The organism is Paenibacillus sp. 2TAF8 (genome assembly GCF_052114825.1).
In the GTDB taxonomy this organism is placed as follows: domain Bacteria; phylum Bacillota; class Bacilli; order Paenibacillales; family Paenibacillaceae; genus Paenibacillus.
Map to the genome: position 1 here is coordinate 101,671 of NZ_JBFRFN010000002.1, position 13,158 is coordinate 114,828.

General features: G+C 44.3%; 10 protein-coding genes. All 10 read right to left on the reverse strand.

What is annotated here, in order from left to right:
* Positions 1-132: 132 nt before the first annotated feature.
* The 10 genes from AB4Z30_RS02595 to AB4Z30_RS02640 all read right to left on the reverse strand — a co-directional run bounded on the left by AB4Z30_RS02595 (position 133) and on the right by AB4Z30_RS02640 (position 13,156).
* Positions 133-1,650, reverse strand: a complete 1,518-nt coding sequence (locus tag AB4Z30_RS02595; protein ID WP_441923020.1) for an extracellular solute-binding protein — start codon at positions 1,648-1,650, stop codon at positions 133-135.
* Positions 1,651-1,683: 33 nt separating this feature from the next.
* Positions 1,684-2,565, reverse strand: a complete 882-nt coding sequence (locus tag AB4Z30_RS02600) for a carbohydrate ABC transporter permease (RefSeq protein ID WP_441923022.1) — start codon at positions 2,563-2,565, stop codon at positions 1,684-1,686.
* A 16-nt stretch (positions 2,566-2,581) separates the two neighbouring features.
* A complete protein-coding gene (locus AB4Z30_RS02605; RefSeq protein ID WP_441923024.1) occupies positions 2,582-3,550 on the reverse strand; it encodes an ABC transporter permease in 969 nt (322 codons plus the stop codon).
* A gap of 671 nt (positions 3,551-4,221) precedes the next feature.
* Positions 4,222-5,241 (reverse strand): phosphotransferase enzyme family protein, encoded by a 1,020-nt coding sequence (locus tag AB4Z30_RS02610; RefSeq protein WP_441923026.1) that lies wholly within the window; start codon positions 5,239-5,241, stop codon positions 4,222-4,224.
* Between the two features lie 168 nt (positions 5,242-5,409).
* Positions 5,410-6,762, reverse strand: coding sequence for a glucoamylase family protein (locus tag AB4Z30_RS02615; RefSeq protein WP_441923028.1), 1,353 nt, complete (start codon positions 6,760-6,762; stop codon positions 5,410-5,412).
* 365 nt (positions 6,763-7,127) lie between these two features.
* The gene (locus tag AB4Z30_RS02620; protein ID WP_441923030.1) at positions 7,128-8,942 is read right to left on the reverse strand and encodes a family 43 glycosylhydrolase; all 1,815 of its coding nucleotides are present in this window, start codon (positions 8,940-8,942) and stop codon (positions 7,128-7,130) included.
* Between the two features lie 289 nt (positions 8,943-9,231).
* Entirely contained in the window at positions 9,232-10,071 is an 840-nt protein-coding gene (locus AB4Z30_RS02625; protein WP_441923032.1) for an ABC transporter permease, read from the reverse strand.
* A complete protein-coding gene (locus tag AB4Z30_RS02630) occupies positions 10,068-11,231 on the reverse strand; it encodes an extracellular solute-binding protein (RefSeq protein WP_441923034.1) in 1,164 nt (387 codons plus the stop codon). Before AB4Z30_RS02630 ends, AB4Z30_RS02625 begins: the two co-directional genes overlap by 4 nt.
* Positions 11,232-11,245: 14 nt before the next feature.
* Positions 11,246-12,286 (reverse strand): ABC transporter ATP-binding protein, encoded by a 1,041-nt coding sequence (locus AB4Z30_RS02635; protein ID WP_441923036.1) that lies wholly within the window; start codon positions 12,284-12,286, stop codon positions 11,246-11,248.
* Between the two features lie 45 nt (positions 12,287-12,331).
* Positions 12,332-13,156 carry an ABC transporter permease gene (locus AB4Z30_RS02640; RefSeq protein WP_441923038.1) on the reverse strand — a complete coding sequence of 275 codons (825 nt, stop codon included), beginning with the start codon at positions 13,154-13,156 and terminating at the stop codon, positions 12,332-12,334.
* Positions 13,157-13,158: the final 2 nt, after the last annotated feature.

Here is a 13,158-nt window from a genome sequence, read left to right on the forward strand (position 1 = left end):
CCCAAAGACAGATACGTTATGTTACGTTTTTTTATACGCTTAGCAGGGGTGTTACTTGTTGAACCAGCTGAAACAGCGCCCATTTGAGCGCTGTTTCGAAATTGCCTTCTCCACCTATACTAATTAAACTTTTTAATTACTCTGGTTCACTTCATTTGTAATTTCTTCTCCACCGTTCTTCTTCCAATCTTCGACAAACTGGTCGAAAGCATCCAGTGGCAGATCACCCATAATGATTTTGGTGAATATTTCGTTTTCCATTTTGCCTAATTTCGGGCCGTATTTACCCATACCTGCTGTCGGAACTCCCAAGTATTGATTACGAATGGCAACCGTATTGATCTGATCAATAATTTCATTGAGTTTGAACTCCATCCCTAGTGAATCCAGACGGTCTCTGGAAACTTCGGCTTCAAATGGTACAATGGCTTCACTCAGTGTCTGACGGTAAATATGTTTGTTGTGTTCATCAAAGTTGGTGACAACTTTTCCGTCCTGCGTGTTCCACACTTCCCCTTCGAAGCCGAGAACAAGCGTACGATATCCATCACCAATCATGAAATCAAGCATACGAATGACAGCATCCGGGTTTTTACTAGTGATCGGCACAACATTGTAACCGGATACATAATTGTTGCCCCAAGTTCCTTGTTTACCATCCGGTCCAGTTGGGTACTCCAGCGTGATCCATTCGGCCTTTTCATCATTTTTTTGATTGGTTAAAATAGGTCCCCTCGTATCATACCAGTTTCCTGAGAACAGTCCGACTTTACCACTCGCAACTTTTTCATCCACATTCGCCATTTTGTTCAAAGCCCATTCGGGATCTATTAATTTTTCCTTATACAGGTCAGCAAGATACGCCAGAGCTTCTTTCATCTCAGGTAAAGTGCTTGACATCACCAACTTACCGTCCCGTTCTGTCCATTGACCCCGTTGAATGCCCCATGCACCGATGAACGGAGCTGTTTTCCCCAGATTTTCTTGCAGGATCAGCCCGAAGGTGTCATTTTTACCGTTTCCGTCTGGATCATCCTGTGCGAAAGCACGCATTACGTTTTTATATTCATCAAGCGTTTTAGGTGCATTCAACCCCAGTTTATCAAGCCAGTCTTTGCGTGCAAAGATAATTTCATTTCCCGGAATCGGATTTAAACTTGGAATGGCATAAATTTGCCCGTCGACCGTTACTGTTTTCCAAGCCTCTTCAGGAATGTTCTTTTTCAGATTCTGTCCGTATTGATCAATTAAATCGTTTAATGGAGTTAGCGCTTTTTGTCGAACATAACTCTCAAACCAGTTCGGATCGTAGGACAAAATCATATCGGGCAGATCACCGGATGCCATAATGACGTTCAGTGCCTCCCCATAACCGTCTGCCGGCGGAGTGGTTAGCTTAATATCCATCTTCGTATTTTCCCGAATATAATCGATGTACGGATTTTTATTTTCATCCATGCCTTCGGGGAACTTCCGACCTGCATTATTTAATACAATCTCGATGGACGGTTTCTCACCGGCTCCATCTGCTCCGTCTTTTGCATCGGAAGAACATGCGGTAACGACGAACAAGACGGCCAGGGCCACTACAGTTACAGACCATTTCTTATAGATTCCCATTTTTGATCTCTTACTCGTATTTTTATTCATATGACAATCCCCCTCCTTATGATCAGTTGCATGTTATCCTTTTACAGAACCAAGCATAATGCCTTTGACAAAATGTTTTTGCAAGAAAGGATAGACCAGCAATATTGGAAGTGTGCTCGCGATCAATGCAGCTGCTTTTAAAGATTCCAGAGCAAGCAAGGTACTGTCGATGTTGGCTGAATATCCATTATTATTGCTGATGTTGGATTGATTGAACATCACTAATTCTCGCAAATAGACTTGAAGTGGGAACAACTTGCGATCTGTCACGTATAATACGGTGTCAAAAAAGRCATTCCAATGCCCCACAGCATGGAATAATGTAATCGTTGCGATCACGGGCATGGATAGTGGAACGACGATTCGGATTAACGTCCCGACATTGGACGTACCATCGATTTTGGCGGATTCCTCAAGTTCCAGAGGCACACTCTGAAAAAAGTTTTTCATAATAATCACATTAAACGCGCTGACAGCTCCAGGTATGATATACACCCAGAAGGAGTTCAGCAGTCCCGTTGCTTTGACAACCAGAAACGTCGGAATCATGCCACCGCTAAACAGCATCGTAAATACAATCAGAAACATAATGATCGAACGACCCTGGATATAGGACTTCGATAACGGATATGCAAGCATACAGGTGATCACAACATTTACCGCGGTGCCGATAACTGTACGAAGCAAACTGACTTGAAAAGCATTCAGGAACGCCTGCTCTGCCAGCACTTTTTGATAGGCTTCAAAACTGAAATCCACCGGCCATAGGTGTACTCGCCCTGATGTGATCGCCTGATGACTACTGAAGGACTGGGCAACAACATGCAGAAAAGGCAGCAAGGCCAGCACAGCGAAGAGGCCAAGGAGTACAACATTCAGATGGGATATCATTCGTTCTCCCCTTGTTAGTCTCACATGATTTCCTCCTTCTCTACCATAAACTGTTCTGCCCGAGTTTTCTGGCTGCCTGGTTTGCGAATACGACTAGAATGAGGCTGATAACGGATTTGAACAAACCAACAGCTGTTGTGAAACTGTACTGAGCTTGTGTGATCCCCGTTCGGTACACATAGGTTTCAATGACATCAGCGACGTCGTAGACGAGCGGATTATAAAGTACGAAAATTTGCTCGAACCCGACATCCAGCACACTCCCCAAACGAAGAACGAATAAAATAACAATCGTTCCCATAAGGGATGGCAACGTAATATGAATCAATTGCTTCCATTTGTTTGCACCGTCGACAACTGCGGCTTCGTATATTTGAGGATCAATCGAGGACAGTGCCGCCAGGTAGATTATTGCCCCCCAGCCTACTTCCTTCCAAATATCGCTGGCTACAAGTATAGTTCTAAACCACTCCTTGCTCCCGAGGAAAAAAATGGGTTCCAGCCCGATCATGCCCAGGAGCTGGTTGATGATGCCTGTAGATGGGGACAAAACATTAATCAATATGCCGCCGATAATGACCCAAGATAGGAAGTGCGGCAGATAAACCAGAGTCTGAATGGATCGTTTATACATCATGTTACGAATTTCATTCAACATCAAAGCTAGAATAATTGGTCCTGGAAATCCCCAGACCAGTTTATAGAGACTGATCAAGAGGGTGTTTTTGAAAACGGAATAGAATTCACTATCCATGAACATGTTTCTAAAATGGGTGAGTCCTACCCACTCACTGCCGCTAATGCCGGCAAAGGCGCTGAAATCCTGAAATGCAATGACGATGCCTCCCATCGGCAAGTATTTAAAGATGATAAAATACGCGAGCCCTGGCAGCATGATCAAATATAAGTCCCAATATTGTTTAAAAGATCTGAATCGCTCGGGTTTGACCTTATGGGGTACGGGGGATTCGGGTTGTTCCAGCGCTGCCATATTTGAAGCCACGTGCATACCTCCTTTTCTTCGAATGCGTGTTCTTTGTATACCTGTTCTCGTTGAACTCTTTGTTGAACACTCTCATTGTAACTTCTGAACACCAGCTGTTTTAAGACCAATCTCATGACCTCATAGGTGAATTTGATGACTATTTGCTTGGAAGTCGATATGCCAACGGTTGCTTAAAGCCACTTCAGATACATGAAAGGAGATAATCTCCACGAAAAGAAGAGGAGTGTACTCTGGTGGTGCAAAAAAAGGAATATCGTAGGCAGACTTGCGTAGCGCTTACGTGGGACTAGACAGGCAAAGATGGATATAAAGTAGGCATAGTCATGTCCAATTTGAGGGAGTTGTCCACTTGAAGAGTAAGTCGTATCATTTGTTGCTAGAATAAAAAGTGGATACCCGTTAACGGGCGGAAGGATAATAATAGAACGGAGGTGTGTCCGCATGGGAGAACATCGGCAACGTTATAACGAAGAATTTAGAAACAAACAGTAAAATTTATTCAAGAACAAACGAAGACGCTTGGAGATCTCGCGGAAGAGTCAACATTCCGAAAAGATCCGCAAGCGAATGCATGGTACATTAAGCTATCTTTCCCCTGCTCGATTTACAATGAAGTTTACAGACGAAACCGTAGCCTAAGTGTCCACTTTCTTGACATAGCTCCAAAGTTCGTATTAATCCATATTCACAGGCTCGATCACTTCGAATAAAAATCGATTACCGTTTAAATATTCTCTTATGTATGCTTGGGCATATTTCTGTTCTTCGATTAAACTGGCTGTTTCTCTTGGATCAGAGGCGTGATGGCAGTAATTTTCGATCAGGATCATAACGAAAAAACATTCCAGATCCCGAGTATAATCCGCTTCGAGCTTCCCAATACTCTCATAACCTTGGATAAGCATCCATCGATGCTTTGGCCAAAGCTCCAACATGGTGCCTGCCATATCGTAGAGATAATATCCGTACCCACATCTTCCAAAATCAATCGGAGAAGGTTGATTATCGTTAAAAACCATATTACCAGTATGTAAATCAGCATGAATGAGCCCATAGTTATGTTCACTTGGACGCATAGTGGTAAGCTGAGATACAACCTTCTCAGCTGCGTCTTGATACAGCTTCCATGCCTCTTCGGATAAAAAACGTTCATGGTAACGTTCCAACTTAGCCAGTTCACGTTTAAAATTTTCTACTCCCCAAACAGGTCTTACAAAATCAGAAGGTGGATTGAAATCCTTTGTTGCTTCATGGAGCCTGCTTATTAATACACCCATATGATATGCATGACTATCCGTAAATTCCCCTGTTGCTTTTTCACCCTCGACCCACCGCATCATCGTTACATAAGGGCTTCTATATCCTATCTCTGTTTCGATGTCCAATACATAAATACCATCACGACTTGCAATCCCTTCGGGTACACTTAGATCATTCCATGTATTCAGTGCTTGTAACAGTAAAAGTTCGGAACGAATTTCCTCTTTGCTCAATCGGTCCGAATGAATACGAAGTAAATAATGGTAATCTGTACTGGTTTCAATTTTATATGTGATCGTATCAGAAAGTTGAATAAACCGGATGTTATCCCACTCTATATCATACTGTTGAATTGCTGATAATGCGACTTTCCTTGCTCTGATGAATAACGCTCGCCGTTCTTCATCCGTATCAAATCTAAAAAAATCATTCATATGTTATCCCCCTGCAGTTTTCACAAAGTAAAAATTAACTACTTTTCTTATATCTTATTGTAACGATAGTAAAAGCGTAAAAATATGTAATAAACATTTTAAACTATGTTCTACACAAAAAAGGAACGAAGCGTCATCAAGCGATGCCTCGTTCCATTTGAATCGGGTCTACTGAATAGAGAACACTTCTTTTTTCAACAATTCTTCAGGTTTCTGACCGATGGGATCGCTGTGGAAATAATCACGGATGACTCCATCCTCCAGATAGTTCGCAATAGATACCATAATCATGCCTTGATCCAATGCCAGATAAGCTTTGGCGATTTCTTTGGTCTCCAGATTGATAGAGTCGTATAAACCATATTTACCCATCATGTTTAACTTTTTCAATGTTTTGATGTTTTTGCGTGCCTCTTCAGGCGCATAGTCCAGGGCAAGGAATGTTGCATGCGCAGTTACCGTTGCTCCGTCTTTGTAACCTGAGATGCCAAGCGGTGTCGCTGCAAACTCACTATATCCGGTAGCTGTTGCCGATGGCGAGAATCCCCAGGCAGCATACCCTTTTTCTTTGGCATATTCGATTTGCAGATCGACATGACGTTTATTGTTTAGACCTAACGCCTGAGTACCCAAGTTTTTTTCCTTGATCACCAGACCTGGCATAAGCCCTTCAAACATACTGCCTCCCCAGCTAGGAACGAATTTTTTACCTTGATACTCATAACTTCCTTCGAAGACATCCACGCCATCATAATTCACCGTTATACCCTGTGGAATCTGAGACTGCCAGTCCCATTCAAGAGGCATGGTTCGATACATCTTCCACCAATGCTCTTTCGGTACGTCTCCTTTACCGATGGCAATATAACTACCAACACGAGGTTCCGTATAAAAGGAGCCATAATGATGCTCGGTCAGTGCGCCTTTGGCAACGTCATAACCACCGCGGAATTGGCCGACTTCCGGATCGTATAACGTTGTATAGTTCATCTGGTTAACGAGTGTGCTGGTTTGTGCATTCAATTCCTTATAGGCTTGTCCAACGACGATTAATCCTGCGGATAACCAGCCGTTATCTACTTGTGATATAAATTGCCCCCAATCTTTTTTAACGGAACCATCGTCCGTGTTATACCAGTTATAAAAGAGTCCGTTCCACTTATCCATTTTTTCCAGCGTGTTTAGTGTTATTTTCAAGCGGGATACGGCTTCTTTCTTCGAAAGCAGTCCCATTTGTTCGGCAGAAACAGTACTCATCATGTACATCGCAATGTTTGTGGGTGAGGTACGCTTGGCTTCTTCCTTTCCTGTTTCCTTCATTCGGACTTCATCATACGTCAACCCGGTTTGGGGATCGGTGAAATCTTTGAAGTACTTGTACGTTTTTTTGGCAACCGCTTTCAATTCGGGTTTGAAGCCTGGCGGTTTGCCTGAATCATGTGCAGATATGACAGGAGTGAAAGCTGTACTGGCAAACAGACAAAAAGTTAAAATGAATCCTAACCTTTTTACAATGTTCATCTCTTTTCTCCCTTCAAAAATGAATTCGAAACGTTTCGCATTTATGATATCATGAATGTCCACATTTGGTAAATATCAAAATGAAAACCCTTACTTTTATAAGTTCAATTCAAGTTTTCTTTTTGTTTTTCAGTTCGAAACGTTTCATATAAAAAAATGAATTCTTAACGCATTCAAACTCTCTCTTCCGTAATAACAATGCTTCGACCCAGATACATACATAAGCAAAATCTAAAAAAGCCGCTATGGTTAGCGGCTTCCATAAGAAATACTAATAATGAAGATCGGTCACGATACTCTATTCGAATTGCATCGGTCTGTATCGTGATTGTTCGCTTCAATGCTGTTCAAACCATCCCATCATTTCACAAAATAACAGGCTTCATTCGCCCATCCGTTCCAAACTGAATCGGGTCAATACACATTTCCCGGTGGTACCCTTTCCCCTCGGAGAACCGCGATAAAGGAGTGACAAAACGATGGTAAGCCACATGGTACTGGTCCGTTTCAGAATCACGGAATATACAGTGATGGCCTGTTCCGAGCATGTCTTTTTCTACATTTTTGCTTAAAACAGGGTAGTGATAGGTAACCGGGCCATAGAGGCTTTCCGACGTGCCGTAATTGACATGGTAGTCCTCACTTCCCGTATCATCACAAGACCATGTGAAATGGTACAGGCCCTCCCTCTTTAACACGGTTACGGCCTCCCTGAAATCATGCAATCCTGCAAGGTTACGCATTGTTTCTTCAACAACAGTGATCATGTCGTCACCAAGCTCAACAATAGCAGCATCTCCGTTGCCAAACAACAGATACATCTTGCCATCCTGCTCTGCGTAGATTGAAGGATCAATAGCCTGCCCCATCGTGATCTTAAGACGTCTTAATTGATCCATTGTAATCAAAGGCTGAGGCTCCGCCCGGAATGGACCTGTTGGGGAATCGGCTACAGCGACACCGATAGCACTTTCCTGATTAGGCATTTTGCCGCAGAAATAATAGTAATATTTGTTGTTGCGGCTGGCAATCGCTGGTGCCCATGCATTTCCGATGGCCCAAGGCACATCATCCGTTGCCAGATCAAGAATGATCCCTTCATCCTGCCAATATTGCAGATCGCTGGAGGAAAACACCTTGAACTGCGTACCTGACCACCCGTCGAAGCCATCACTAGTTGGATACATATAGTAGCGGTCGCCAAACTTCGCCACATCAGGGTCAGCATATTGACCAGCCAGTACCTGGTGACCGTCTCCATAAGCGGCCAGCAGTCGATTACCTTCTTCCGCGGTGATTGGCAGAATGCCGCCGTGCCGCTTTTGGGTTTTTCCCATATCAAACTCATCATCTGAAGCTATTCGGAAGTTTCCGCTATCCAAATCAGTCGTCAACAGCGGTAGATAACCTTTTCCCTCAGCGAAACGATCAACAATGAGACACCACTCATCCCGGTCGTTGAATTTGAAAATCTGCGGCCCTTCTACTCCCATCAGAGCTTCCAGCACAGGCGCATGCAGCGGAGTAAATGCATCCTTATCCAGAGAGTTTCCCTTTTCAACACGAACGTTTTTGGTTGTTTCATCTTTGGAGTATCGGTAGTATGAACCCGAAGAAGCAAGAATGGTCGTATCAATGATGTGATTTTCACGCTGGATATACTTTTCCGATGGAGTGAATGAACGGAAGTCTTTGGTGCGTGCGCTGTAAATCTTTTGTTTACGTTCAGATTCATCTGCATCTTGTGTCGCCGAGGCCCAGAATACAAGAAACTCATCGGCCGCTTCATCATAAACGGCTTCAGGTGCCCACACACACCCTGCACCCGGAGTGCCAAGTGTAACTGTCCAAGGAGAAGACCAATCCATGAGATTACTGGACTCCCATACGACAATATCACGACTGCCTTCGTTTACAGCAACACCCCAGCCTTTGCCGTTTGCGATTCGCAGATCGGTTGCAATCAGATAAAACTTGCCCTCCTTAACGGAGCGAATGATAAACGGGTCGCGTACGCCCTGTTCCCCTAGATTGGAGCGCAATACGGGCTTACCCCCGTTTAAATCCTTCCAGTGAAGGCCATCCTCGCTATATGAAAAATAAACCTGCTCCCCATCGGGCTGTTCACCGATAAAATGCACAAAAAGATATCCTGCGTAATTGGTGTTTGTATTCAACAAGTTTGGTAGCCTCCTAAGTATGTATACTCAATTTGATTTAAAAGAAAGCGCTTAACCTAATATATATCATACTTCAGATCAGGGTTTAGGAGTAGGGAAACTTCCTGCTTATCCTCATTTACCGTTGCGTTGTACGGTATGTTTATCTTAAGCAAAAAAATGAATGTAGCCCCTCGGAAGAGAGGGGCTACATTCATTTTCAAACTATTAGTTTAGATCATTCAATGCTGTGGAGTGTCCTTTTAAGCATCTTTGGTTCAACTTACATTTTATTTCGCTTGCTGCTTCTTTAGATTCTTCCCTTCTCTTCCTGCGCCATGGAACGAATGTAGAACGCCCCAAGTACGGAACAGAGCAAGAAAGAGAAAAATGCAATCGCTGCGGCCTGTTCGCGCTCCTGAAATACACTGAACACCTGTTGCATAGATACGCCGAGCATTTGGGGAGAGTTGGCTCCGATCAGAAACGGCGCGGTGAACGAACCGATCACTCCCATAAAGACAAAGGTGATAGCAACAAGAAACGTTTTATAGGACAATGGGAAAATAAACCGGGTAAACAGTGTCAACCTGCCTACACCTATGTCCTTTGCACTTTCGATCACCGATGACGGGATGCCCGACAGTGCTGAACTGAGCAGCATCGTGGTAAACGGTATGTTGAACCAGAGGTTCGCAATAATAATTCCTTTTTCATCAAAAATGATGCGTGGTAACGTTAACCCCACCACTTCCAGCATTCGTGCCAGCCAGCCATGGTTTCCAAGCAGATTAATCAGACCATAGGTTGCGATGACCCCTGGGATAAAAAGCGGAATCATGTACGTTTTACGAATCAGATTCACAATCGAACCTTGATTGAAACGCATGTAGATCGCCAGACTATAACTGATAAGCATAACGACGATGCAAGTTATCACTGTGATTCGCAGCGTAAAAACGATATTGTCACGCATGCCTTTATCGGTAAACAAATACATGTACCTGCTCAGATCATAACCGCCTGAGTCATTGCTCAGACTCATGATAAACGATTGAATAATGGGAATGATGACCACAATCAGCAGGATTGCGAAGGAGGGGAGTACCATCGCTATGCCTGTAATTGACTGCCTGATTTCCTTACTCATTGGGCCGCAACGTCACTCTGCCAGCGTTTATTAATCTCTGTGCCCAGATCCCCGATGTTGAATGTGCGGAAGCCCTCAGCTACTCCRTCAAATTTGCTTTGTACTTCACTAGACATGTTAGAAAGCTCGATTCCCGGGAATCCATTCATTTTGTTTACAATCACTTCTTGTGCTTCTGGAGAAAGAACAAAATCCAGGAAAGTGTTGATCGCTTCTTTTTTGTCCGACGCTTCATTCACCATGAGGTATGTTGGACCACCGTTAAAGCCTGGCGTAATCTGTTGCATTTTGATTGTATCCGGCAGCAATCCTTCGTTCAATTGTTGCAGTACCATATCAGACCAAGCTGGAATCATGGATACCTCTCCATTCATGAGCAAGTCCAGGGTGCCCTGATTTTTCTTCGGATAGATCCCCTTGCCGTATACGAATGGTCCAATTTCTTTAAGGGTATTAAAACCGGCACTCCACTTCTCCATAACCGATGGATCGGAGTTGTGAATGTCTTCTTCCGGCAGGTCTTTATACACGATCGTTTGCACAAAAGAGCTTCCCGAACCGCCAGTTGAAGGGTCATTATAGGCAAATTGCTCAGGGTTTGCTTTGATCCATGTCAGGAGTTCATCCAGTGTTTTGGGCGGATTGCTAATCTTACTGCTGTCATAGGCTAGCACCACTGCGGATGAACGATAGGGAATCGCATAATTGTTAACATCCTTCATCGTGTTTGCGTTAACTTTGCTCAGATTAGGAATGTCCTTTGTATCCAATTGTGCCCATACGCCATCTTTCGTCCCTTGAGAAACAGTGACGATGCTATCCTCATACAGATCGATATCTCCTGAACCTTTGCCTGCCTTCTTGGCAGCAACGATCCGGTCATATGTCGGCTCTGCTCCGGTTCCTGATGGAATGTAGACCATCTTTACGTCGATATCCGGGTGTTCTTTTTCAAACATTGGTTCGAGGGAATCCCACAGATCCTTAACATTTTGTGATCCGGTAAAGTAGAAGTTAAACGATGTCGGTATGCTTGACGCGGTTGTACTGCTCTCACTTGAAGCCGTCTTGGCATCACTTGCACTGCCACAACCAGCTAATAGGGACATCGACAATCCAACGACCGTCAACAATGATAAAAATGGTTTTTTCTTTAACATATTTTTCATCCTCCTCAGTATGATTCCTCATGTGCATATGCAATCATTTTGCTGATCGAAACGTTAACGTTCTTACCTGTATGAAGCTCTTCTACTCGATCCTTGTTAAGAAAAGCACGGATGACACCTAACTGGGCCAGATCAACGGTAACTTCTGCATAATGCCCCAAGATCATCACTTGTTTGATCTTACCTGCCAAGGACGGTTGATCCCCTGCGATTAATTGCAACTGGACGTCTTCCGGACGAACGGCTGCGATCACCTGTCCATCCAGATTTTTTTCATTCGGGAGATGGATATCTCCGATTTGAATACTCTCCTGTGCTGCCACCCCTCTCAGGAAATTCATTTTGCCGATAAAACTGGCAACATATAATGAAGCAGGCTCATCATAAATCCGTTGAGGCTCTGCGATTTGTTCAATACGCCCATGATTCATAACGATGATACGGTCGGATAAGGACAAGGCTTCCTCCTGATCATGCGTAACAAATACCATCGTGAGTCCGGTTTTCATCTGAATCTCACGCAATTCCTCACGCATCTCATGTCTCAGTTTGGCATCCAATGCTGAGAATGGCTCGTCCAGTAAGAGCACCGCCGGATTAAGCAGCAAGGATCGTGCAAGAGCAACCCGTTGCTGTTGTCCACCGGACAGCTCGGCCGGATATTTTTTGCCAAAGCCTGATAACCGAACCAGCTTGAGCGCATCCTCTACAGCGGATTGAATCTCGGCCTTGGATTTTTTACGAATCTTAAGACCAAACGCCAGGTTATCGTACACCGACATATGGGACCACAGATTATAGCTTTGGAACACCATGGAAGTTGGCCTTTTCTCAGGTGGCAGCTGTATTACACTTTGGCCTTCGATCAGAATGTCCCCAAAGTCCGGTTCGAGGAATCCACCGATGCTCCGTAGCACCGTTGTTTTCCCGCATCCTGAAGGTCCAAGTAGCGTAACCAGCTCTCCCTTTTGAATATCGATGTTGATCCCACTGACCCCATCACCGGTTTTGTAACGTTTGGATAACTCGCGTACAGACAACTGCATGTTACTGACTGCCTCCCTTTTGCCCGGTTCGTGACCGAAACGTTGTTATTTCATCTGAAAACCACTTGCCAGTACATCTGCGCTCACGAGTCGCTGGGCAGCCACCAGCAAAATGATGGTTGGTAGCGTGAGAATGATCGAGAATACGGCTCCAGCGCTGCTTGGAAAATCGGAAATGATTGAATACATCACAATAGGCATCGTCTTATAATCGGGGATCCCGACCAGAAACGTTCCCTGCGCTTCATCAAGTGAATTGAGAAAGGTGAAAATGGACGCAACCATGATGCCAGGCATCGCCATAGGCAGTGTGATGCTGCGGAACACTTTGAATGGGCTCGCTCCAACATCCCGCGCGGACTCTTCCTGTGCCCTGTGTACATTACGGAAGGCCGAGGTTGGAATCCAGGTCATGAACATCAGTACGTTGATCATATGGATCAGCACAACACCAAGCAGGGTATTCATCAGACCAAGCTGATAGAAAAGCACAGCGATGGACACGTACAACCCCATTTTGGGAAAGGCGTGTGTCAGAAGAAAAGAAAACAGAAACATACGCTTAAGCGGAAACTGCAGTCTGGCAAAAGCATACGCAGCCGGAATACAGATCACGATCGACAGCAAGGTTACGAGCGTCGCAATCAGGAAGGATAAAGAGATCGACGAGACAATGTCGTCCTTAGCCAGTACGAATTTCCACCATTTGAACCCCCAGATCTGAGGTAGAATGTCCGGGTAATTCCATTTTTCAGTAAATGCAAGTACCAGCAGATTAACCAGAGGCCCTGCAAAAAAAATGGCGAATAGGGTCAGTAACACGAATTCAATGATTCTCCTTGGTCCAACATGTTTCCAATACCACAACATCG

Bases quoted from the DNA above. Each gene is read 5' to 3' on its own strand.
- AB4Z30_RS02610 (WP_441923026.1), bottom strand. From the start codon at position 5,241: ATGAATGATTTTTTTAGATTTGATACGGATGAAGAACGGCGAGCGTTA.
- AB4Z30_RS02625 (WP_441923032.1), bottom strand. From the start codon at position 10,071: ATGAGTAAGGAAATCAGGCAGTCAATTACAGGCATAGCGATGGTACTC.
- AB4Z30_RS02635 (WP_441923036.1), bottom strand. From the start codon at position 12,286: ATGCAGTTGTCTGTACGCGAGTTATCCAAACGTTACAAAACCGGTGAT.
- AB4Z30_RS02640 (WP_441923038.1), bottom strand. From the start codon at position 13,156: ATGTTGTGGTATTGGAAACATGTTGGACCAAGGAGAATCATTGAATTC.
- AB4Z30_RS02605 (WP_441923024.1), bottom strand. From the start codon at position 3,550: ATGCACGTGGCTTCAAATATGGCAGCGCTGGAACAACCCGAATCCCCC.
- AB4Z30_RS02615 (WP_441923028.1), bottom strand. From the start codon at position 6,762: ATGAACATTGTAAAAAGGTTAGGATTCATTTTAACTTTTTGTCTGTTT.
- AB4Z30_RS02595 (WP_441923020.1), bottom strand. From the start codon at position 1,650: ATGAATAAAAATACGAGTAAGAGATCAAAAATGGGAATCTATAAGAAA.